Origin of the sequence: Leptothoe spongobia TAU-MAC 1115 (assembly GCF_018739885.1) — a bacterium.
Taxonomy (GTDB): domain Bacteria; phylum Cyanobacteriota; class Cyanobacteriia; order Phormidesmidales; family Phormidesmidaceae; genus Leptothoe; species Leptothoe spongobia.
Genome location: NZ_JADOES010000031.1, coordinates 1 through 22,276, shown reverse-complemented (window position 1 = coordinate 22,276; position 22,276 = coordinate 1). Strand labels below are relative to the sequence as shown.

19 protein-coding genes are annotated in these 22,276 nt (G+C 48.5%); 9 read left to right on the top strand and 10 right to left on the bottom strand.

Annotation, left to right across the window (positions count from 1 at the left end):
• Nucleotides 1-107: 107 nt before the first annotated feature.
• Nucleotides 108-1,916 (top strand): two-component system response regulator, encoded by a 1,809-nt coding sequence (locus IXB50_RS14835; protein ID WP_215609762.1) that lies wholly within the window; start codon nt 108-110, stop codon nt 1,914-1,916.
• A 103-nt stretch (nt 1,917-2,019) separates the two neighbouring features.
• On the top strand, nt 2,020-3,342 hold the full coding sequence (locus IXB50_RS14830) for an ATP-dependent DNA helicase (RefSeq protein ID WP_215609761.1): 1,323 nt from the start codon (nt 2,020-2,022) through the stop codon (nt 3,340-3,342).
• Here the strand turns inward: IXB50_RS14830 and IXB50_RS14825 are convergent.
• The 5 genes from IXB50_RS14825 to gltB all read right to left on the bottom strand — a co-directional run bounded on the left by IXB50_RS14825 (nt 3,329) and on the right by gltB (nt 11,330).
• A complete protein-coding gene (locus tag IXB50_RS14825) occupies nt 3,329-4,171 on the bottom strand; it encodes an alpha/beta fold hydrolase (RefSeq protein WP_215609760.1) in 843 nt (280 codons plus the stop codon). The two genes, IXB50_RS14830 and IXB50_RS14825, sit on opposite strands and share 14 nt — an antisense overlap.
• Nucleotides 4,149-4,604: an NUDIX domain-containing protein gene (locus IXB50_RS14820; RefSeq protein ID WP_215609759.1), complete on the bottom strand. Its 456-nt coding sequence runs from the start codon at nt 4,602-4,604 to the stop codon at nt 4,149-4,151. Before IXB50_RS14820 ends, IXB50_RS14825 begins: the two co-directional genes overlap by 23 nt.
• 4 nt (nt 4,605-4,608) lie before the next feature.
• Nucleotides 4,609-5,073, bottom strand: a complete 465-nt coding sequence (bcp, locus tag IXB50_RS14815; protein ID WP_215609758.1) for a thioredoxin-dependent thiol peroxidase — start codon at nt 5,071-5,073, stop codon at nt 4,609-4,611.
• A gap of 89 nt (nt 5,074-5,162) precedes the next feature.
• Nucleotides 5,163-6,647, bottom strand: a complete 1,485-nt coding sequence (locus IXB50_RS14810) for a glutamate synthase subunit beta (RefSeq protein WP_215609757.1) — start codon at nt 6,645-6,647, stop codon at nt 5,163-5,165.
• A gap of 96 nt (nt 6,648-6,743) precedes the next feature.
• Nucleotides 6,744-11,330, bottom strand: coding sequence for a glutamate synthase large subunit (gltB, locus tag IXB50_RS14805; protein ID WP_215609756.1), 4,587 nt, complete (start codon nt 11,328-11,330; stop codon nt 6,744-6,746).
• Between the two features lie 444 nt (nt 11,331-11,774).
• Between gltB and IXB50_RS14800 the strand changes: the two genes are divergently transcribed.
• Entirely contained in the window at nt 11,775-11,987 is a 213-nt protein-coding gene (locus tag IXB50_RS14800; protein WP_215609755.1) for a hypothetical protein, read from the top strand.
• 123 nt (nt 11,988-12,110) lie between these two features.
• On the opposite strand, the gene IXB50_RS14795 is transcribed toward IXB50_RS14800, so the two are convergent.
• The gene (locus tag IXB50_RS14795; protein WP_215609754.1) at nt 12,111-14,252 is read right to left on the bottom strand and encodes a DUF3352 domain-containing protein; all 2,142 of its coding nucleotides are present in this window, start codon (nt 14,250-14,252) and stop codon (nt 12,111-12,113) included.
• Nucleotides 14,253-14,527: 275 nt separating this feature from the next.
• Here IXB50_RS14795 and IXB50_RS14790 point away from each other — a divergent pair, with 275 nt between their 5' ends.
• Both IXB50_RS14790 and IXB50_RS14785 read left to right on the top strand, forming a co-directional pair.
• A complete protein-coding gene (locus IXB50_RS14790; protein WP_215609753.1) occupies nt 14,528-15,391 on the top strand; it encodes a M48 family metalloprotease in 864 nt (287 codons plus the stop codon).
• A gap of 361 nt (nt 15,392-15,752) precedes the next feature.
• Nucleotides 15,753-16,076, top strand: coding sequence for a hypothetical protein (locus IXB50_RS14785; protein WP_215609752.1), 324 nt, complete (start codon nt 15,753-15,755; stop codon nt 16,074-16,076).
• A gap of 97 nt (nt 16,077-16,173) precedes the next feature.
• On the opposite strand, the gene infC is transcribed toward IXB50_RS14785, so the two are convergent.
• Nucleotides 16,174-16,641, bottom strand: a complete 468-nt coding sequence (gene infC, locus IXB50_RS14780; protein ID WP_326520811.1) for a translation initiation factor IF-3 — start codon at nt 16,639-16,641, stop codon at nt 16,174-16,176.
• A 276-nt stretch (nt 16,642-16,917) separates the two neighbouring features.
• The gene (locus tag IXB50_RS14775) at nt 16,918-17,595 is read right to left on the bottom strand and encodes a glutathione S-transferase family protein (RefSeq protein WP_215609751.1); all 678 of its coding nucleotides are present in this window, start codon (nt 17,593-17,595) and stop codon (nt 16,918-16,920) included.
• Between the two features lie 264 nt (nt 17,596-17,859).
• Here IXB50_RS14775 and IXB50_RS14770 point away from each other — a divergent pair, with 264 nt between their 5' ends.
• Nucleotides 17,860-18,216 carry a Spx/MgsR family RNA polymerase-binding regulatory protein gene (locus IXB50_RS14770; protein ID WP_215609750.1) on the top strand — a complete coding sequence of 119 codons (357 nt, stop codon included), beginning with the start codon at nt 17,860-17,862 and terminating at the stop codon, nt 18,214-18,216.
• 27 nt (nt 18,217-18,243) lie between these two features.
• Nucleotides 18,244-18,432, top strand: coding sequence for a hypothetical protein (locus IXB50_RS14765; RefSeq protein WP_215609749.1), 189 nt, complete (start codon nt 18,244-18,246; stop codon nt 18,430-18,432).
• Nucleotides 18,433-18,527: 95 nt separating this feature from the next.
• On the opposite strand, the gene IXB50_RS14760 is transcribed toward IXB50_RS14765, so the two are convergent.
• Together IXB50_RS14760 and IXB50_RS14755 are read right to left on the bottom strand one after the other, a co-directional pair.
• Complete coding sequence (locus tag IXB50_RS14760) at nt 18,528-18,788, bottom strand: RNA recognition motif domain-containing protein (RefSeq protein WP_215609748.1); 261 nt, start codon at nt 18,786-18,788, stop codon at nt 18,528-18,530.
• 249 nt (nt 18,789-19,037) lie between these two features.
• Complete coding sequence (locus IXB50_RS14755) at nt 19,038-19,229, bottom strand: hypothetical protein (protein ID WP_215609747.1); 192 nt, start codon at nt 19,227-19,229, stop codon at nt 19,038-19,040.
• 195 nt (nt 19,230-19,424) lie between these two features.
• Between IXB50_RS14755 and IXB50_RS22505 the strand changes: the two genes are divergently transcribed.
• Together IXB50_RS22505 and IXB50_RS14750 are read left to right on the top strand one after the other, a co-directional pair.
• On the top strand, nt 19,425-19,553 hold the full coding sequence (locus tag IXB50_RS22505; RefSeq protein ID WP_281413284.1) for a hypothetical protein: 129 nt from the start codon (nt 19,425-19,427) through the stop codon (nt 19,551-19,553).
• 15 nt (nt 19,554-19,568) lie between these two features.
• The gene (locus tag IXB50_RS14750) at nt 19,569-22,127 is read left to right on the top strand and encodes a cyclic nucleotide-binding domain-containing protein (protein ID WP_215609746.1); all 2,559 of its coding nucleotides are present in this window, start codon (nt 19,569-19,571) and stop codon (nt 22,125-22,127) included.
• The last annotated feature ends 149 nt before the right edge of the window (nt 22,128-22,276 follow it).

Genomic DNA, 22,276 nt, shown 5'->3' with positions numbered 1-22,276 from the left:
TTAAGGAATGCATAGGACATGACCGTTGGACGACTCATTCCTAACGATCGAGTCTACCCCCCAGTACACCACCTAAATTTCATCCCTTTTCCTTGATTCTGAGCATAATGAGCACACCATCAGATACATTCAAAAATATCGCCCTCTTCGGAGACATCTTGGTTGTAGACGATGTGCCGCCAAATCTTGATTTTTTATCTACAGTGCTAGCGCAACAAGGATATAAAGTTCGGAGTGCTATCAATGGTGAAGTAGCCCTCAAAATTGCCAAAGCAGCCCAACCTGATCTCATTCTTCTCGACATCAAAATGCCAGGCATGGATGGCTATGAGGTTTGTCGTCTACTAAAAGCAAGTCCACTCACCCAAGAAATCCCAGTCATTTTTCTCAGTGCGCTGGATGAAACCAATGACAAGGTCAAAGCATTTGGGATGGGAGGTGTAGACTACATCCCTAAACCGTTCCAAGCAGAGGAACTCTTGGCCCGCGTCAGCAATCATCTGAAACTCCGCGCGGCCCAGGCTGAAATCCAAAAGCTCAATACTGAACTAGAGCAACGGGTCATACAACGAACAGCCCAGCTAGAACAAGAAATTGGTGAGCGCCTACGGATGCAAGAAGAAATTGTCCACATGGCAAGCCACGACAACCTCACAGGGCTACCGAGTCAAGTTTTTTTACTCCAGCGGCTACAACAAGCACTCACTCAAACAAACGCTAAGAAAGCTAAAGGACTGGCACTAATCTTACTGCAGTGTAACAACCTGCAATTAGTAAAAAACTCTCTAGGGCATCATGCTGTCGATCAGCTACTCGTCGCCATCACCCGACGATTAGAAACCTTATTGGATTCGAGTTCGCTCCTAGCCAATTCTGGAGAAAATACATTTGCTATCTTACTTGATAATACGAGTGAGCAAAGACAGGTTCTAAACTTTACAAAACGCCTTCAACGAGAATTTAATCATGCTTTTCACATCAACAATCATTCAATTTATGGACAAATTGACATGGGCGTTGCTGTAAACTCTCACAAGTACCAGCAAGCGACCCATATGCTCAGGGATGCCAATACAGCCTTATCTAAAGCTAAAACCGAAGGCATGAGCAAGGTTCAGATCTTTAGTGCTGAAATGCACCAGGACACGCTCTCTTCTTTCCGGATTCAAAATGAACTGCATAGAGCCCTTGAAAATCAAGAGCTAACCCTCGTCTACCATCCGATTATCTCTCTAGCGGACAACTACCTTAACGGGCTAGAAGCCTTAGTTCGTTGGAATCACCCAAACGATGGTATTCTCGCCGCCACAGACTTTATTACAGTAGCCGAAGAAACAGAGATGATTTTGGACATCGACAAATATGTCTTGCGACAAGCTTGTATCCAACTCAAAGCCTGGCAAGAACACAATCTACTCCACTCTTCGTTTAGACTTCATGTGAATATCTCTGCTCAACAACTGGCTGAACATGATTTTATTGATTATTTAGACAACGTCCTAGCAGAAACCCAAATTGATCATCAAAACCTAGCCTTTGATATTACCGAATATGGCCTTATGCAGAAAACGGATACTGTCTTGGCCACCTTAGAACATCTCAAGCGCTATCAAATCATGGTCAGTATTGATAACTTTGGAACAGGATACTCATCTCTCAGCTATTTGTATAGCTTAAAGATTGAAAACCTCAAGATTGATCGTTCCTTTATTCGTCAGATCAATAGCACGGCCAAAGGTCTAAAAGTGATCAAAGCAATTGTGAATCTGGCCCATGAGCTCGGCATGACGGTCACCGCTGAAGGCGTGGAAAACTCAGTCCAGTTGGCCATGCTAGAAACTCTAGGATGTGAGTATATGCAAGGCTATCTATGGGGTAGACCCACCGATGGTAGGACAATCACTGCGCAGTTATAAAATTTGCCTACGATCACTATCGACAGCAAATCTTATTATTAGATCATTTGTATCAAATTCGCCCCTTCGCTATCATAGAAGCGTACCCTGATGCCTCGTTCGGATGGATAGCGCAACTACTAGTCCAGACACGATTCCAGAAATACTGCCAGGGATTGAGCTCAGCGAGGAACAATGGGAGGCACTGCAGGCCATTGAGGACTTTTTGCAGAGTCCAAGCAAACTTTATTTGCTGACGGGATATGCGGGTACGGGTAAAACTACCTTGCTACAGGCTCTGGTCACGTACCTAAGGGATCAGGGATGCGACTGGCCCATTGTCCTAACGGCCTTTAGTAATAAGGCCACGAAGGTACTCAAAACGATGTCAGCCCAGTGGAATATCAAAGATGTAGAATCGGTCACCTGCTGTCGGCTACTGGGATTAAAGCCCGTGATCGATACGGGCAGCGGCGAACAAATTTTTAAGTCAGTCAGCGATCAGCATAACCAGGTGCCAGACTATCGACTGGTGATCGTAGATGAATGCTCCATGATTAACCAGGAGATGTGGAAACTCCTGGTAGAAGCAATTTCTCGGTTAGACATTCCCACCCAGATGCTGTTCGTAGGAGATCCGGCCCAATTACCGCCTGTCAATGAAACAGAGTCCTGCTGCTTTAATCAGATTATGCATCAGTCCTCCCTATCTCAGGTGATTCGCTATGGCGGGGCGATTGGGGTGATTGCTGACGATATTCGACGGAATATTGAGCGGGAGTGGCTACCCAGGTATGAAAGTGATGTCAACGAAGACCGCACCGAAGGCTTTTTTGTCCTCCCTAAATATCCCTGGCGCGACGTCCTTATTCGGGCCTTTACCTGTGATAAATACAAAGCCGATCCCAACTATGTGCGGGTACTGGCCTATACAAACCAGCGAGTGAAAACCTTAAATCGGGTCATCCGCCGAGCCATTTATGGCGACGATTTAGAACAGTTTGTTCCGGGAGAAAGGCTGATCGCCAACAATCCCTGCCTTGAAGAAGGTGGAATTATTCTGCAAACCTCAGAAGAATGTGAGGTCCTGGAAGTCAAGCCTGGCAAGATAGAGGGACTACCCGTATGGCAACTCGTTGTCTACACCGAGGAAGGAAAGTTTCAGGATCTGAATGTACTTCAAGAAGTCAGCGTACCAGATTATGAACGCCGGTCACGGGACTATGCCAACAACAAACAGTGGGAGATTTTCTGGGAGTTTCGGCAACAGTTTCACGATGTGAATTATGCTTATAGTCTCACGGTCCACAAAAGCCAAGGTTCAACGTTTCAGGATGTCTTTATCGACCTACCGGACCTCATGAGAAACTCTAAAATCACTGAGAGAAATCAACTCTGCTATGTCGCATTTACCCGAGCCGCAAAACGAGTTTTCATCCACCAGTAACGCTCGATAACCAGCTGTCTAAAAAGTTAGCAATGGCTGTTACTTCATAACTGGGCAACTCATCATTCCCCGGCAGCACTTTCACCATGGCACTCGGAGCAGCCACTGCAAAGGTTTGGGTTAACTGCCGACTAGTTTCACCCGCCCCTTCTCCCTGGAGAACCACCATCGGCATCGATAGCCCAGCTAATTGAGTCCCAACAATTTCAGGCTCTAAATCCTTGCGTTGACGCTGAAATAGCAGACGACAGGCAGCAGGGTGACGTCTAAGCAGCTGCCTCAGATGATAGTTTTCTAACCATGAAGGAGATCGCCCAGGAATCGGTTTGCGGGCAAAAGGTTTGATCAGAGATAACCACAATCCACCTAAAGGACTGACTAGCCAACGGGCTCGTAGCCAGCGTTTGGGCTCATAGCTCAGACCCTCTGGTTCTAGAACGCATAAACCCTTAACTCGCTCTGGATATCGCAACGCATAACGAGCCGCGATCCAAGCCCCCAGAGAATGTCCCACTAAAACGACCGACTCTAGCCGCAGGGCGTCAAAAAGCTCCGTCAGGGTATTAACCTGCATCCTGATCGAGTACGCTGACTGATCTTTTAAACGCTGGGATTCTCCAAATCCTATCAGATCAGGCACTAAACAATGATATTGCTGTCCCAAAGGCGATAGTATTTTGGTCCACTGGTCACTATCATGCCAGGAGCCATGGAGCAAAACAACGACTGGCCCACGGCCTACTTCTCGCCAAAATAACTGACCGTGCTTGAACTGACGACGCAAGTTGCGTACGGGCAAGCTAGTTTTAGGCCAAAACAGTGGCTCCATTAAAGTAGTCCTGTAGCTGCTGATCATGATCGTGGGCTAGGTTACCACGGGGAATGGCATCCACCGTAAACGCCTCAATTCTCATGACCTCAGCTTTATCTCGAATAAAGAAATTGCCATCTACGTAGGCTTCTAAGGCAACACAAGCAGAATGAAAGCGGGGGTCACGTTCCGGGTCAGAATACACCCCGATCAGGCGACCCACATTGATTAAATCTAGACCTGTTTCTTCCAACAGTTCCCGTTTGGCAGCCGTCGCAATGTCCTCTCCCCAGTCCACCAAACCACCGGGTAAGCCCCAGCAACCGCTATCACGGCGCTGGATCAGCACGATGCGACCATCTGGAAGAATTGGAATCACACATGTACCCACCAGAGGTCGTCGCAAAAGTAACCCTAGTAAAGTACGTACCGGCCGCCAAAATTGTGGCATGAGATTACAGCTCGTCGAGTTCAGTAAGAAGTTCAACCGGATGCTTTTCAGCCTTCACCTTACGATAAATCTTCTCCAAATTGCCATCTGGACCGATCACAAAGGTACTACGGCTTATCCCCATGTATTCCTTACCCATAAATTTCTTGAGACCATAGCTGCCATAGGCGGTCGCTACTTTAGCCTCTTCATCCACTAGTAGAGGAAAGGGTAAGTCGTGCTTATTAATAAATTTTTGATGGGACTTGGCATCATCTGCACTGACACCTAATACCACTACGTCTTTGGCCTGATAGGCTTCATAGTTATCTCGAAACGCACAGGCTTCTTTGGTACACCCAGGGGTGTTATCACGCGGGTAGAAATAGAGCACCACACGGTTTCCTTTGAGCTCAGCTAAGCTGACGGTATTACCATCAGCATCAGCCAAACTAAAGTCAGGAGCTGGATCGCCAACTTGCAATGTCATTGAATCTTAAAAGCCTACTTATCAAGTTTGCCCTTAAGATTGTATACCCTCTCGCTGATTGCTCAGTTTTAAGGTAAATCTATGGCCAATTATGGCAAATCAGTATGACCCATTAGGTAGCGATCGCATTCCCTTGCCGCCCCACGACCTTCATTAAAGGCCCACACCACAAGGCTTTGACCCCGACGGCAATCGCCTGCAGCAAACACTCCAGGAATACTCGTTGTGTACCGGTTATACTCCGCCTGAATATTACTCCGGCCATCCTGCTCCAGACCCAGAGCATCAATCAACGGCTGCTCAGGTCCAAGAAAGCCCATGGCTAGCAGAACTAATTGAGTGGGAATTACTCGCTCCGAACCGGCCACATGCTTCATTTGAAAACGACCACTATCATCTTTTTCCCAGGCCACATCGACCAAATGCACTGCCTTCACATGACCATTATCATCCGTCTCAAACTTAGTCGCCGTCGATAGATAAGCCCGAGGATCATCACCAAACTTAGCTGCCGCCTCCTCTTGACCGTAGTCCATCCGATAAATTTTGGGCCATTCGGGCCAAGGATTATTGGGTGCACGCTCCTCAGGCGGCTTGGGCATGATCTCCAACTGCGTCACACTATTACAACCATGGCGAATAGAAGTCCCTACACAGTCTGTCCCAGTATCCCCACCACCAATAATGATCACATCCTTGCCTTTCGCAGAAATCACCTGGTCATTTTGGGTCGGATCAATCACCGCCTGAGTATTTTTAGTCAGAAACTCCATAGCAAAATGAATCCCCTTAGAGTCACGTCCCTCAATGGGCAGATCTCGAGGACGGGTGGCTCCTGTACACAGCACCACCGCATCATATTCTTTCACCAAGTCCTGAGCCGATAAATCCTTACCAATCTCAGTGTTGCAAATGAAGCGCACTCCTTCTTGCTCCAGTAGCTTGAGACGACGCATCACCACCGCTTCTTTCTCAAGCTTCATGTTCGGAATGCCGTACATGAGCAATCCACCCGGACGATCAGCACGCTCGTAAACTGTCACCAGATGGCCTGCTTTATTTAACTGAGCAGCAGCCGATAAACCGGCTGGACCAGAACCAACAATGGCAACAGTCTTACCAGTCCGTTGGGCGGGAGGCTCAGCAACAACCCAGCCCTCTTCCCAGCCTTTATCAATAATGGCGTGCTCAATATTCTTAATCGTGACTGGTGGATTATTAATCCCTAAAACACAGGCTCCCTCACAGGGAGCTGGACACACCCGACCGGTAAACTCAGGAAAGTTGTTGGTCTTATGTAACCGATCAAGCGCTTCTTTCCACAAGCCACGATAGACCAAATCATTCCATTCAGGAATGAGATTATTGATAGGGCAACCGCTAGCCATGCGGTTAATGGTATTCCCCGTATGGCAAAAGGGCGTACCACAGTCCATACAGCGAGCCGTTTGGTCCCGTAGTTTCTGTTCCGACAGAGGGACATGAAACTCTTGCCAGTGATGAATCCGCATCAGCGGTGCAACATCTGGCGCAATTTCGCGAGCGTATTCGAGAAAGCCTGTTGGTTTACCCATGAGAGAAACTGTAAATGACAAATAATTGATACGTAGGGTGGGCAATGCCCACCGCCTCTCGATATTTTTTGTGGGCCGTGCCCACCCTACAGATTGCTAATTTCCTGCCACCCGCGCAACGTCTTTAATATTCGCTTCAAACGCAGCCGACAGAGCATCATCACCGCTCAAACCATCTTGTAGAGCCTGACGCAGAGATTGAATTACCCGCTTATAATCACGAGGAATTACCTTCACAAACTTAGGTAAGAAACTCTCCCAAGCATCCAGCACGTCTTTCGCCTTACGACTACCGGTATAGCTATGGTGTTTAGCTATCATCTCGTGCAGGTCAGCAATCTCCTCTGCCTCCACAAGACTTTCTAAATCAACCATCTCAGTATTGCAACGAGTAGCAAAGTCTCCGATCTCATCTAGCACATAGGCAATACCACCACTCATACCCGCCGCAAAGTTACGGCCAGTAGAACCCAGGACAACAACCTTACCACCGGTCATATACTCACAACCATGATCGCCCACCGCTTCTACAACGGCATGAACACCGGAGTTACGAACACAGAAGCGTTCCCCAGCCATGCCATATACATAAGCCTCACCACCGGTAGCACCATAGAAGGCCACATTACCGATAATAATGTTGTCTTCAGGCACAAACGTGGAGGCCTTAGGCGGATAAATAACAAGCTTGCCACCACTCAAACCTTTACCCAAATAATCGTTGCCATCCCCTTCCAACTCCAGTGTGACACCAACCGGAACAAAGGCACCAAAACTTTGTCCCGCACTACCCTGGAAAGTGAGATGGACCGTATCTTCCGGCAGTCCTTCCCAGTGTTTCTTAGTAATCTCATTACCAAGAATCGTGCCAACTACTCGGTTAATATTGCAAATCGGCAGAGTAGCCGTTACTTTGTCACCGTTCTCAATGGCAGGCTTACATAGATCTAACAGTGTGGTGATATCCAAAGACTTCTCTAGACCATGATCCTGAGGAATCTGACAATAACGCCCTACACCCTCATCCACCTGGGGTTGTTCCAAAATCTTGGAAAGATCCACACCTTTGGCCTTCCAATGATCCACCGCTGACTGCACATTCAACCAATCCGTGTGACCCACTAGCTCATCAAAGGTACGTACCCCTAGCTGGGCCATAATCTCCCGCACATCTTGGGCGATGAATTGCATAAAGTTCACCACATGGTCAGGATCCCCCATAAAGCTCTTACGTAGACGGGGATCCTGAGTCGCAATGCCCACAGGACAAGTATTCTTCTGACAGACACGCATCATGATGCAACCCAGCGACACCAATGGTGCCGTTGAGAAGCCAAACTCCTCTGCACCTAGCAAAGCGGCCATCACGACATCACGTCCCGTTTTCATTTGACCGTCGGTCTCTACGACAATCCGGCTACGCAGGTCATTGAGCACCAAGGTTTGATGAGTTTCGGCAAGGCCCAACTCCCAAGGCAGTCCCGCATGCTTAATAGACGTTTGAGGCGACGCTCCAGTACCACCATCAAACCCAGAGACGAGAACCACATCAGCATGGGCTTTGGCGACACCAGCAGCAATCGTACCGACACCAACCTCAGACACTAACTTGACATTAATACGAGCGTCTCGATTGGCATTCTTCAAATCGTGAATGAGCTCTGCTAGATCCTCAATCGAGTAAATATCATGGTGGGGCGGCGGCGAAATCAACCCGACACCAGGTGTAGAATGGCGGACCTTAGCAATCCATGGATACACCTTCTTACCAGGTAACTGTCCCCCTTCACCAGGCTTAGCCCCCTGGGCCATTTTGATCTGAATCTCTTTTGCTTGGGAGAGATAAAGACTGGTCACACCAAATCGACCTGACGCGACCTGTTTAATGGCACTATTTTTCGAATCGCCCTGCTCGTTAGTCCAGGTAAAGCGCTCAGGATCTTCGCCACCTTCACCGGTATTGGATTTTCCCCCGATACGGTTCATGGCGATGGCGAGGGATTCGTGGGCTTCCTTAGAGATGGAACCATAGCTCATGGCACCGGTCTTAAAGCGACGGGTGATGGCTTCGATAGGCTCTACTTCATCAATGGAAATAGGCTGACGGGCCTTGAAGTCTAACAATCCTCGCAGGGTAAAGTGCTGCTTACTCTGGTCATTGACCAGATTGGCATAATGCTTGTAGGTATCGTAGTCACCAGCTCGAACAGCCTTTTGCAGCGTATGAATAGTGTCTGGGTTGAACAGATGAGCCTCACCGTCCTTCCGCCACTGATAGTTGCCACCCACATCTAGGACAGGAATATCACCCCGCTCGGCAAAACCATGGCCATGACGAATGATCGCCTCTTGGGCAATGACATCTAAGCCGATCCCCTCAATCCGCGAAGCAGTCCAGGTAAAATACTGATCAATAACGCTTTGGTTGAGACCAATGGCTTCAAAAATCTGGGCTCCACGATAGCTTTGCAGCGTGGAAATACCAATCTTGGAAGCGATTTTGATGGTGCCTTTGGTAACAGCCTTAATGTAGTTCTTACAAGCATCCTCAGCAGTAATGTCCACTAGCATGCCATCCGTGATCATGTCTTCCAGGGTTTCAAAGGCAAGATAAGGATTAATAGCACTACAACCGTAGCCCAGCAACACCGCAAAGTGATGGACTTCACGAGGTTCACCAGATTCAAGGATGATACCGACCCGAGTACGGGTACCCGTGCGGATCAGATGGTGATGCAACCCTGAGACAGCTAAGAGAGCGGGGATAGGTGCATGATCTGGGTCCATGCCACGATCAGACAAGATGACCAGGTTAGTCCCAGCTGCAATAGCACTATCTACCTGGGCAAAAATAGACTCCATTGCCGTTGCCAAACCCTGTTCACCCGCCTGCGGATCAAACAAAATCGGTAGGGTTAAAGAGGCAAACCCTGGCTCATCGATCCCCTGCAGCTTAGCCAGATCGTCATTACTAATCACCGGAGTCTTGAGCTGAATCAAGCGACAGCTCTCAGGCCGAGGGTCTAATAGATTACGCTCTGAACCTACCGTCGTTACCGCCGACGTAATAATTGCCTCACGAATAGAGTCAATGGGAGGATTTGTTACCTGGGCAAACAGTTGCTGAAAATAGTCATACAGCAACTTCGACTTATCCGAGAGCACCGCCAGCGGCGTGTCGGTCCCCATGGAACCAATCGCCTCAACACCATTCTGAGCCATCGGCGTCAACAACATGCGTAGCTCTTCAAAGGTATAGCCAAAGGCCATCTGTCGCTGGCGAAGGCTACCCACTGCAACTGCAGCCCGTGGCGTCTTCGGAGCTAAATCTGACAACATCAACTGATTTTGCTCTAACCATTGACGATAGGGCTGGGCATTAACAATTTCTGCCTTGACTTCTTCGTCACCGACAATACGACCAGCCGCCATATCGACCAGGAACATCCGCCCCGGCTGCAAACGCCCTTTCTCCAGCACCTGTTCTGGCTCTACAGGCAATACACCTGCTTCGGAAGCCATAATCACCCGGTCATCCTTGGTTACGTAGTAACGAGAAGGGCGCAAACCATTGCGGTCGAGTATCGCCCCAATCATAGAACCATCGGTAAATGCAACCGATGCTGGACCATCCCAGGGCTCCATCAGACAAGCATGGTACTCATAAAACGCCTTGCTAGCATCATTCATGGACTCATGCCCGGCCCAAGGTTCAGGAATCATCATCATCACCGCATGGGGCAACGATCTACCGGCCAATACCAGCAGCTCCAAAGCATTATCAAAAATGGTCGAGTCGCTACCATTGATATTGATGACTGGCTTCACTTTGGCCATGTCATCACCGAACAAGGCTGACTCAAACATCGACTGTCGCGCAATCATCCAGTTAATGTTGCCGCGCAGGGTGTTGATCTCACCGTTATGGGCGATGTAGCGGTAGGGGTGGGATCGCTCCCAGCTAGGAAAAGTATTCGTGCTAAAGCGAGAATGGACTAAAGCCAAAGCACTTTCAAAATCAGGATCGCTCAAGTCCGGAAAAAAGTCTTTCACCTGGGGCGGAGTCAACATCCCTTTGTACACCATTGTCCGGCAGGACAGACTGGAAGGATACCAGTAGGTATCATGACCAGACTTAGCAATGGCGTTGTAGGCAAGCTTACGAATGACATAAAGCTTCCTCTCAAAAGCTAAATCATTTTCAAGATCAGCAGCCCGCCCAATAAACACTTGCTGCATAAAGGGCTCACTCACCTGAGCAGTTGCCCCCAGGGTGCTATTGTCCGTGGGTACATCGCGCCATCCCAAAACTTTCTGCCCCATTTGGGAGACCACAGCCTCAAATCGGCGGCGACTCTCAGCTCGCACTGTTGCATCTGGCGAGGTAAAAATCAGACCAACGCCATACTGACCTGCATCAGGCAACTCAAACCCATCTGTAGCAGTTACTTTTTGGAAAAAACGATGGGGAATTTGCACCAAAATACCGGCTCCATCACCGGTATTCACCTCGCTACCACAAGCTCCACGATGCTCCAAATTGCATAGAATCTGCAATCCCTGCTGCACAATGTCGTGGGAAACGACCCCCTTCATTTGCACAACAAATCCGACTCCACAGGCATCGTGCTCAAATTGTGGATCATACAGACCCTGCTTGGGAGGCAATTGATGACTAGTCATAAATGTATGTTGACGAACGCGCAAGTATTGAGAAGAATTAACACGGGCAACACGAGGTGCTTAGCTTGCGAGAGACACAACAACGACGCAAGCTGCTTCATCACACTCACCCAAGAAATTCAATAAGGTCCTCCATTCTCTAATGAGGAAAGCAGTTTTGCAAGATTCCTTAATAAAACTGTCAAGTTATTCAACGCAACGTCATGCAGCGTAAATCTACTTGACGAACCCCTCAGCCCCCTGACCTTGAAGCTTTCCTTAGAATCACCTTAGACAAATACACAAAAGCCCTAAACAAGATTTTAAGTTTTAATACAAAATGCTCTAATTCGTATGGTTTTCTTTGTTCTAGCGACGTTTGACTGATGTGGCCAACTCCTTGGAACACAATGGTATCAATGGCTAAATGGTCAGAATATAGTTAACCCTACCGAAAGGAATCTCATGGAAAAACCTTCTCCAAAAATCATCTATGAGAATTTAAATGATCTAGAAAAAGTCGATGTGGTGACCAGTGCTCGCTATCGTCAATTGGCGCAAGCTGTATTAGCAGATCCCACTGTCAATGAAACCCTACGTCAAAATATTGCAGAACGTCTGCAACAGGCTAACCATCTGCTAGCAATCAAGAGTGTTGATGGAGATGAGAGTTATTAGATAAGAGAACTGTGCAAGCAGGCAGTTTGCTAACCCCTGCTTGCACCAAGTTTATCCTTCGCCAACTTCTTGAGGGTCCTTGTCTGTTTGAGAGGCCCCCTCTTCCTGAGAGGCCCCCTCTTCCTAAGAGGCCCCCTCCTCTTGAGAGGCCCCCTCTTCTTGAGAAGCTTCATCTTCTAGCAACTCAGCCTCGTTGGACTCTGCAAGATCTTCCACGGACTCACTTGCAGCTAAGCCCAATAGTGCATCGATCTGAAACTCTTGCACACTAGTAGAAGTCGTCAGGCTCAAGCTACGGACTGTACCAAAATAGCTCCTCATATCCATTGCCCAAGGATCAGTCGCTTGATTAAAGCCAAATAGGTTGTAAAAGAACGATAGCGTCGATCCCATATTCACGTAAAAATACCCATTATTTGGATTGGGAAAGCTATCTGTGGCATTGCGAAACGTACTGTGGTCGTTGAGAGGATTAAACCCCGCAGGAACAACTAAACGTTCCATGGCACCGTTACCACTGGTAAATGCCAATGTATCGTCTGTTACCCATGTGTGAGTAAGCACGCTATCCATCCTACCGTCATAATTGACGTCATACTGCAAGCTGACCACGGGGTAGTCGGCAATCTTTGCCGAGACAAGAGCCTCCTCACCGAGCACATCATCCAGGGCATCTAGAGCCGTTTCAGCCGCTGGACGGTTGCTCGTTTCCAGTAAAACCCCAGCTTCTAAACCAAGTCCTGGAAAAAAAGAATTTAATAGGCCCGACTGACTAGGAAATAAGAACAGACTATACTCACCATCCATCCAACTCAAAATGTCGGTATCCAAGTCTAGTCCTGTGGCCAGGGAAACCAGCGAACGAGCTGTCTCAATCAAACCACCGGTTACTTCACTCAAGGAAAATGCTGACGATACGTCATTCCAAAAGCCGCCGATATCATAACCACTACCCAAGACATAGGTAGCGGCTGGGATCAGACCCAAAATAGAATGATCGGCATTGGGTGATGGCGGTAGGTCAGGTAACGCTCCTTCAGTATAAAGATGTGCTTCAAGATGTAGTCCTTTCTCCTCAGGAGAGACCAGAACATCAAAGGTGACATTGCCAAACAAGGCTGACATAGCCGCCCGCTCACTCAGACTAGGCTGAGGAATCGGCGGTAAGCCAAAATCCTGAAACGGATTACTAAATTCAAAGTTGAGTAGCTCGCCGACATTGCCATAGACAGTGGCCAAACTACGCTGTGCTGCAGGATGACTTTGGGTTTTTTCAAAACTAGGATTGCTCGTTAACTTAGGCCCCCCCTGGGTCTGATATTCAATCCACTGTCGCAGCGTGTCGACATTCTCGGACATAACAATGTAGTTGCCTAGATGGGCAACGGCATAACCGGGGACGGTATAACCATCAGGGGAATAGGTGCCGTCAGGGAAATAGATATAAGGGGGTTCGGGGTCTTGACGATAGTGATTCCAACCGCTGGGGGGTGGGACTGGAGGAAATTCTTCTAACTCCATTTCTTCTTCAGGAAAATTGTCCCAGGGGAAATCGTAGGCAACAAATTCTGAGGGCCAACTCCAAATGGGAAATTTTCTGTAGGACAGTTGCTCGGGTAATACGTTACGAGCTTCGGCTAAGGTAGGGATAAAGTCAACAAAGGCCTCGGCATCACTAATAGGCACGATGGTAACGGAGCGCTCTACCGGGGCAATCGTACGAAGACTGGGAACAGGGAGAAGTGCGATCGCAACCCCATCCCCAATCCACGGCTGTACATCCTCTACATAGTCAATGGTGTAGGGCAAGAGTGGCAAAGCCTGGGGACTCGGCTCCACCCCAAAAGACTCCGTCAGCTGAGCAAATAGCGCATAGCGCTTTAGCTCTGACCAGGACGCCTGACGGGTATTGACGATCATAGCCGCAGGCGTATTAGCAGGCAGAATGCTAGTAATGATGGGCGGTGGCGGCGCAGTAGTCGGCAAAATTTCAACGACAGCGGCCCGCAGCTCCGTCACATCAACCGGTGGCTCAGTGGGAAATTCCTCAAATGGCTCTTCAAAAGGTCCCTCTAATGGTTCTTCGGCAGCATCAACTGATGAATCAGCCTCAGGCACCTCTTCACTCGGCAGTTCTTGAACCTCACTGGGCGATTCTTCCGGCAACGGAGCTGACGTGGAATCCCCATCTGACACCGAATTTTCTAACGATGGCTCCTGGGCAGCCAAAGGTGCTGTAAAAGCAGCCAAAGGTGTTGCAAACATCGAGATCGCTAATATTGCCGTTCCCCATCGCTTTATCACCAATAAAAACTCCCAAAATATACGACTAAATTCGCAACTAAAGTTAATGCTCAACCATGAACCACGGACATGAAAAACGTAGATTTACTGACACCCTCATGTTGTCTACAACAGTAGTTCATCCTTTACGGTCCCCCCATAACGGTTCGGTCAAAGGTTCGGATTGCCATCCCTGTCCCGTTTTTGCTTTTCTCAGTACTATAAGCGTAATGGCGAAATCAAAGGGTTGAGATAATATGAATCAGTTTAAAACTCTCGCATTACTGAGTATTCTCAGTGCTCTACTAATTAGTATTAGCTACTACACCATTGGTGGCACAGGCGGTGTCATTATTGGCATTGCGATCGCAGCCATGACCAACCTGGGCTCATGGTTTTACTCCGATAAAATCGCCCTAGCCGCCCATAAAGCCCAGCCAGTCAGCAAAGAAGAAGCACCTGAGCTGCACGCCATGGTCGAAAAGCTAGCAGAAAAGGCCGATATCCCAGTTCCTGGAGTGTATATCCTACCGACCCAGTCAGCCAACGCCTTTGCCACCGGTCGTGACCCTGAGCATGCAGCCGTTGCCGTCACCCAAGGCATCATGAAAATGCTGAGCACCGATGAGTTAGAAGGCGTCATCGCTCACGAACTCAGCCACATTATGAATCGTGACACCCTGACTCAGGCCGTTGCAGCGACGATTGCTGGTGCAATTTCCTTCCTAGCTCAGATACTGCAATACTCCCTGTGGTTTGGCGGCATGGGTAATTCAAGCGATGAAGATGGTCCTAACCCCTTAGCTCTACTGGCTACCCTATTTCTAGCCCCTATGGCCGCTACCGTCATTCAGCTAGGCATCAGCCGGACCCGTGAGTTTGCCGCCGATTCAGGTGCAGCTGAGTTAACCGGGAACCCCCGCGCCCTAGCCAATGCCCTCAAGCGCCTTGAAGCCAGCGCCAAACAAATGCCGATGACGGGCAACCCCGCCTATGAGCCGCTGATGATTATGCACGCTGTTCCTAAGCAAATGTTTAGCGGATTGTTTTCCACTCACCCGGCAACAGACAAGCGAGTCGAGCGTTTGCTAGAGCTTGAAAAAGAGTTAGCCACAGTATAAAAGAGAGACTACTTCTAGGGACCGCTCCCAGCGGCCTCTTCTAGAAGAGGCATCCTCTTCTCATAAAAGAGAGACAATAAAAAACTCTTATATTAACCACTGCTGAATTATCAGGAGTGGTTTTCTATCTCTTCCCAACATTTTTCGCCTACCTATCTCCCTCTCCATCAAATCCCATCAGAGGTTCTCACACACTCTATTGGTATACTACCTATCCACATCCATCATCTAAGCTGTGACAACACGACAGACCCCTGGAATACTCAGCAAACCTTCACGTTTTTTATGGCTCACCTTTGATTTCGCGAACAGCCTACCAAATCCTATAGACACCATTACGCCCCAGCTTTTTCTAAACTTGATGACTCACCCGGCTATCAATCAAATCAAACGCTTTACCACTGGAGCTGATAGCCTAGGCCCTGATGATATTGCCGATTGGGAACCAGGAATTTTTACGGTCCAAGCCCACCGCTCTAGCTTATTAGAAGTCTTAAAGCATGTATCCGCTCAATTAATTCCGCAGCTTGTCTCTCGCAGTCAAACTCCAGATCACGTCAACATTACGGTATATACCCAAATAGACGGACGTCATTATCCAGTCACCACCAGCCTCAGTGATAGTGACCTCCAAGCTACCGCAGAGGCTATTGAAACAATGGTACGAGAACATGAGACCGGATAAAAAAACAGACCACACCGATTGAACAGCAAAATAAGGTAGGCCAATGCCATCACAGCACTCACCTACCTTGCTATCGCGTAAAAAGACTATGAACTCGCTATGCTGGCATTAGTTGCAATACTAGTGCACGACGATCAAAAGACTGGATCTTGCCTGCCTCTTTAAGATCTTTCACAATTCTTTCTAACAGTTCAAGCGCCCTATCCCTGTGCTGATGTTCTCGGCCTCGCAAACGCACACGGAATTTAACCGAATCACCTTTACCCAACCATTGAGTCGCTTGGTTGATGCGCAGCTGATAATCAGATTCACCAACGTTAGGGCGAAATTTCACCTCTTTAACCGTGGTACGTGCACTCTGCTTCTGGCGTTTCTTTTGTTGATATTGGAACTTTCCATAGTCCAAGATCTTCGCCACAGGAGCTTGCTTACTTTCAGAGACTAGAACTAAATCTAGCTGTGCCTCTTCGGCCAGCTTGAGCGCATCCCGAGTCTCGGTCAAGCCACGATTATTATTCTCGTGGTCAATAAGCAATACCTGCGGGGCCTTGATCTGACGATTGATCCGATGTTTCTGTACGATGACTCTTTCCCTCTTTCTTAGAACGCAACAGGGGTAAATGGACAGTGTTGTTGCCGAGCTAGAAGTGACTACTATTGGGCAATGGACTCACCATCGCCAATGAGTTCATATCCAGTCTAAGCAATCTAACGAATTTTTATAATCGTAGCTTACCGTTTTAAGAATGAAACGGATCCGAAATAATGATTGTGATTCTGTAAAGAATAATCAATCTAACCTATAGGGAATGTAAGCTCTTGGGGCAATGCTAGTATGCCTCTAATCTGATTGGCTATCGACAGGCAAATGTAGTTGATCAATGAAGCTTAGGACTTCTGGTTCAGTCGCTGAGGCTGAGGCCCAGGTCTGGATAGCGGGTAGTGCCTGAACCGCATCTATAAACATCTGAGCTTGATCTACTAGCTGAATCTGGTAAGTAACAAACCTCAAGGCAACTGGCGCATAGACAACATCTGCCAAGGAAAAGTCTCCAAATAGCCAGGGACCTCCATAGGTGTCATAGGCCTGCGCCCACATCTGTTCGACTCGATCGATTTCTTGCTGGGTAGCTGGGGTCAGAGTCGAACGTATCACGGGTACACGGGCTCGAATGTTTTGAGGTAGCTGCTCGCGGATCCCTAAAAAACCACTGTGCATTTCGGCCGCAATCGAGCGAGCAGTGGCCTCAGCACACTGGTCTGTGGGCCAGCCAATGGCTTTGGGGTGACGAGAGCGCACATAGCCATAGATGGCACTACTATCCCAAACCGCAATATCTCCATCCAGCAATACTGGCACTCGTTTCGCTGGACTATACTGGCCAATCTGCTGCCAAATTTCTGTAAATAAAGGCAGACGCACCTCCTCAAACGGCAACCCACTCTCCATCAAAAATAACCACGCCCGCAATGACCAAGACGAATAGTTCTTGTTGCCAATGATTAGTTTGAAGCTCATAGCCAGCAGCTCAATTAAGTAGACGTGTTGAAGTCCCAGTATGATGACATCACTCAAGTCTAAGGGATAAGGATTTTATAAGAGCCAAAAATTATGTCTGAAGAGGTTGCCATGGCAACCTGTACATCAAAAGATAGAACCTAATGGAATCCTCATTCCTCAGCATATCGGTTAATTGTCTGATGGATTTAGCCCCTAAATCAACAACAGCATAAGTAAAGTGCTACCATCCTTAAACAAATTACAGGCTAAATGAGTTTGACTATGGCGCTCCAGGTTTATGGCATCCCCAACTGCGGCACCTGCAAAAAGGCGTTGCAGTGGCTAGATACCAACGGTATTGACTACGAATTTATCAACACCAAAGAACAACCTCCCAGCCAAGAGCAAATCACTCATTGGGTTACTAGCCTGACCGCTAGACCCATGCGCAATACATCAGGCAGGTCTTACCGAGCACTCGGCGAAGAAAAGAAAACCTGGAGCGATGACCAATGGATAGAAGCTTTTTCAAAAGATGCCATGCTGCTTAAACGTCCTCTCTTTGTCAAAGAAGACAAGGCTGTACTAGTAGGCTTTCGAGCCAGTGAAGCAGAACTGCAGGAAAAGTTAGCCCTTTAATATCTCTAACCGATAGGAGGCCCTCTTATGGGAGAAGCCAAACGCAGAAAGGAAAAGGATCCAAACTATGGGAAAGTGGCCCAAAAACGACGAAAAGCTAAACGTTCTAAGTTTAAGTTCGATCCCAAAAACATCACACCCATAGAAATGGTGCTGTGGGCCTTACTCTTTGGAGGTACGGCAGCCGTCTTTTTTGGTACCTATTTTTTACAGTAAGTTTTGGTTATAGCTCTTTGCCCAAAGCAGTACCGCATTTCTTTCAAAGTGCGGTACTAGCTAAACATAATTAAACTAGGCAACGTTAGCCCAGATTAGCGCCTGGGTCTCTCTTCGCGAGGGCGCGCTTTATTAACTCGGATTTCACGACCGAGCCATTCAGCACCATCCAGTGCTTCAATAGCTGCATCTTCCTCAGCATCGGCAGACATTTCTACAAACGCAAATCCGCGAGGACGGCCAGTTTCACGATCCATAGGAATAGTCACTCGCTTAACGGTACCGTAATCTGCGAATACTTCCTGAATATCTTCTTGCGAAACATTGTAGGCTATGTTTCCTACATAAATGGACATGGAACTTCTCCAAACAGTTGAAATAAAACTCTGGCGATAGTCACTCCCAGAATGACTTAGTCTAGATACGTCTAGGTCAGCTTTCTGGTAAAAATTGACTGCTCATCCAGGGCCAGATTAACACAGAAATTTGGGCCGTAATCGTTGTCTGGGCGACTTGTGAGGAAGGCTTGATATAAAGTTTTTCTATCTAAATCTAAGAATGTTTCTAATATAAAACCAATTTATCCATAATGAAGGACAAAACGTTTATGTCAAAATCACACCTAAATCTCCACAGGGATTCTTCTGCTTGAGATCCAGCATCAGAATTGCCTGGTGTAGCTCACTGTCACTCCAATGGGGATGAGCTGTGCGTAGCGTACGATGGCTCAATTGTTTGAGCGGCTTTTGTAACCAGGTATCTTGAATATTCACGATTTTCAGGTCTTTATTAAGCATGGTGAACCTCCTGATTAGGGGGTTTTATGGGGTTATCTTAGCGATTACTTCAAACGCTGTCGGTCCATTACCGTACGGTTTACCGAAACTTTTTAAGCCCTATCCCATATCTCTAAAGTCGTCCGACTGGCCATCAGACAAGGTCGCAAGAATCGCAAATACTCGATGGGAAATCCACAATCATGACAGTTCTTTATGATAGAGACTGATTTTATTCAAGCGGGCGATAGCTGGCAGAATTGGGTGTTTACGATCACCTATCTCAGCTTTTTACTATTTGTGGTGTGGCGGGTGATTGTGTCATCAGCACCGCCGTCGGACTAAGCAGGATGCATGAACATGGTGGAAAATTCGACAGATATAGCCCAGATACCAGAACGCGTGGCATGGCTCAAAGCAACGACGTGTCTGCATGTGCTAACTGAGGAAGTGCTGGTTGCGATCGCAACCCATCTCCACACCATCACCCTCCAAGCCAATCGTCGTCTGATTTTAGAAGACACCCAACCAGATACCTTATATATCCTGAAAACAGGCCAGCTGGAACGCTATCGGACCCGGCGCACCTCCATGGCCCAGACCGTAGACCTGCAGCCAGGTGCAGTGCTACATCTGCAGGAAATATTGCTAGACCAACCCACCGACTACACCGTCATCACCCTCGAAGACTGTGAACTGTGGCAGCTGTCTGCGGATCGACTCAAGCAAATCGCCTACGAATACCCCAGCCTCAGCCAAGAAATCTCGGAACTCCTCGCCGAAGAAGTCGAACAGCTGTCGGCGCAGCTGCTATACGAACAAGAACGGCAGCAAGAGTTACGCCCTTATCTGGTACCCAAAGTGAGTCGAGGCGTCGTCGGTGCCAGCCGCTATGCCCAACGCTTACGGCAAGATGTGCGAGAAGCAGCTAGCGTCATCCCCAATGACCAAGGACAGCGCGATCCAGTATTAATTTTCGGAGAACCTGGTCTCGAAAAAGATAATCTCGCCGCACTCATTCACTTTGGTTCTGCATCAAAAAAAGAACCTATGATCAAAGTGAACTGCGAAACCCTACGGGCGGTTGACCTATTTGGTCGAGGAGATAGTCGTCCAGGACTCCTGGACTGGCTGGGTAAGGGCACCCTTTTGCTCAACAACATTCAGGACTTGAACTCTGAACTCCGCCCTGCCATCCTCAGGCTAATCAAAACTGGACAATACCAACCCAGCCCCCAGCCAGGAAACGCTCCAGCTGCCGTCAAAAACAGCTCTGCCTGGATCATGATGATCTCAGAAAAGAGCTTGGCCCCCTTTGCCAACCTGGCTCGGCAAAAAATCAAAGTCCCCCCACTGCGGGTGCGTAAAGGCGATATAGAGGCTCAGATCAACTACTACATTCAACTCGATTGCGTCAAACGTGGGTTGCGTAAACCCACACTGACCCCCGAAGCTCTCCGGCGTCTACAAAGCTACGACTTTCCAAGGAATTTGCGTGAACTCGACAGTCTTGTGCAACGAGCCATTCAACAGGCAGCAGGGGCTCCTCGGTTAAACGAAGAAGTCTTCTGGTCCGCCAGTGAGCACGAAGATCGATTTCGTTGGAACCTGCTCAATACATACCCTAAGTTCCGGCAGTTCTTGCGTAGTCCCTGGTGGCCAGATCGCATTAACTTTGGCTTTACCAGCTGGTTTTATATCTTAGTGGTAGCTCTGTTGTTTTTAGGTCCCCAAACCCGTGATGCCAATGTTGCCCTCAATTTCTTTTGGGCCTGGTGGTGGCCGTTGATTCTGTTGTCATTCCCCTTTGTCGGTCGATTATGGTGTGCCGTTTGTCCCTTTATGATCTATGGCGAGATTACCCAAAAGCTATCTCTGTGGTTATGGCCCAGACAGTTAGGAGCATGGCCCAGGCAGTGGGCTGAGCGTTGGGGGGGATGGATTCTTTATGGGGGTTTTGCTGCCATTTTGATCTGGGAAGAGCTATGGGATTTGGAAAATACGGCTTATCTGTCGGCCTGGTTGTTGTTGATCATCACGGCTGGAGCGATGATTTGCTCGGCGCTGTTTGAACGGCGGTTTTGGTGTCGTTATCTGTGCCCCATCGGCGGCATGAATGGCCTGTTTGCCAAACTCTCCATGACGGAATTACGTGGCCAACGAGGCATTTGCTCAGCCAGTTGCAGCACTTACCAGTGTTATAAAGGTGGCCCTGAGAAAGGCGAAGGGCAAGAGACTGGGGGCTGTCCGGTGTATTCTCATCCAGCCCAGCTAGTGGACAATCGCAACTGTGTGCTGTGCATGACTTGTTTGAAGGCCTGCCCCCATCGGTCGGTGGAGTTTAATTTGCGACCACCTGGGATTGAGCTGTGGACCACCCATACACCGGTTGGGCATGAAGTGGCTCTGATGCTGTTGCTGTGGGGGGCGGTGTTTGTGCATCGACTGCCGGAGGTGGCGGATTGGTTAGGGGTTTCAGAGATGATTGTGGGATTTGGGGGGCATGCGATCGCAACCACAATCCTACTGTTCTTCCCCCTGCCCCTCGCCTGGATCGCCCATAAACTGACCCAGCTGATTCAACCTCGTCTCAAAGCTCGCCCATTCATCCAGGTCGCCTATGGTTGGCTACCCATCGTTCTATTGAGCAGTCTGGCTCATTACCTTACTTTGGGACTGACCGAAGCAGGGCGGATTGTCCCCGTTTCCCTGGCTAGTTTCGGCCTCGCCAGTACAGGCCCCGTAATCGTGGCACATCCAGCAATCATCGCCTTCTTACAAGGTATATGTTTGATTTTCGGCGCGTTTCTCAGTGTACTACTCACCCAGCGGATTGCCCGACACCCTGGACTGAAGGTACTGCCTCTCCATGGCCTGACTATTGGCATGACGGCTGTACTCTATCGACTGATTGTGTAGGGTTATCGAAAAAACTTTTACCCACGGACATGGTTAATGGGCAAGCTGGCTTCTAGGCATAATCTATAAATTGCTGGCAGGGCGACATTCGGCCTATAACCCAGCAATAGCAAGCTTCATCGCCCTTTCGCCACGTTGATATTCGGGGA

What these genes read in the sequence shown, in the direction of transcription:
- IXB50_RS22505 (WP_281413284.1), top strand. Translation starts at nt 19,425, where the DNA reads ATGATAGAGACTGATTTTATTCAAGCGGGCGATAGCTGGCAGAATTGG.
- IXB50_RS14810 (WP_215609757.1), bottom strand. Translation starts at nt 6,647, where the DNA reads ATGGGTAAACCAACAGGCTTTCTCGAATACGCTCGCGAAATTGCGCCA.
- IXB50_RS14765 (WP_215609749.1), top strand. Translation starts at nt 18,244, where the DNA reads ATGGGAGAAGCCAAACGCAGAAAGGAAAAGGATCCAAACTATGGGAAA.
- IXB50_RS14755 (WP_215609747.1), bottom strand. Translation starts at nt 19,229, where the DNA reads ATGCTTAATAAAGACCTGAAAATCGTGAATATTCAAGATACCTGGTTA.
- IXB50_RS14775 (WP_215609751.1), bottom strand. Translation starts at nt 17,595, where the DNA reads ATGAGCTTCAAACTAATCATTGGCAACAAGAACTATTCGTCTTGGTCA.
- gltB (WP_215609756.1), bottom strand. Translation starts at nt 11,330, where the DNA reads ATGACTAGTCATCAATTGCCTCCCAAGCAGGGTCTGTATGATCCACAA.
- IXB50_RS14760 (WP_215609748.1), bottom strand. Translation starts at nt 18,788, where the DNA reads ATGTCCATTTATGTAGGAAACATAGCCTACAATGTTTCGCAAGAAGAT.
- IXB50_RS14800 (WP_215609755.1), top strand. Translation starts at nt 11,775, where the DNA reads ATGGAAAAACCTTCTCCAAAAATCATCTATGAGAATTTAAATGATCTA.
- IXB50_RS14750 (WP_215609746.1), top strand. Translation starts at nt 19,569, where the DNA reads ATGGTGGAAAATTCGACAGATATAGCCCAGATACCAGAACGCGTGGCA.
- IXB50_RS14835 (WP_215609762.1), top strand. Translation starts at nt 108, where the DNA reads ATGAGCACACCATCAGATACATTCAAAAATATCGCCCTCTTCGGAGAC.
- bcp (WP_215609758.1), bottom strand. Translation starts at nt 5,073, where the DNA reads ATGACATTGCAAGTTGGCGATCCAGCTCCTGACTTTAGTTTGGCTGAT.
- IXB50_RS14790 (WP_215609753.1), top strand. Translation starts at nt 14,528, where the DNA reads ATGAATCAGTTTAAAACTCTCGCATTACTGAGTATTCTCAGTGCTCTA.
- IXB50_RS14825 (WP_215609760.1), bottom strand. Translation starts at nt 4,171, where the DNA reads ATGGAGCCACTGTTTTGGCCTAAAACTAGCTTGCCCGTACGCAACTTG.
- IXB50_RS14830 (WP_215609761.1), top strand. Translation starts at nt 2,020, where the DNA reads ATGGATAGCGCAACTACTAGTCCAGACACGATTCCAGAAATACTGCCA.
- IXB50_RS14785 (WP_215609752.1), top strand. Translation starts at nt 15,753, where the DNA reads ATGACTCACCCGGCTATCAATCAAATCAAACGCTTTACCACTGGAGCT.
- IXB50_RS14770 (WP_215609750.1), top strand. Translation starts at nt 17,860, where the DNA reads ATGGCGCTCCAGGTTTATGGCATCCCCAACTGCGGCACCTGCAAAAAG.
- IXB50_RS14820 (WP_215609759.1), bottom strand. Translation starts at nt 4,604, where the DNA reads ATGCCACAATTTTGGCGGCCGGTACGTACTTTACTAGGGTTACTTTTG.
- IXB50_RS14795 (WP_215609754.1), bottom strand. Translation starts at nt 14,252, where the DNA reads ATGTTTGCAACACCTTTGGCTGCTTTTACAGCACCTTTGGCTGCCCAG.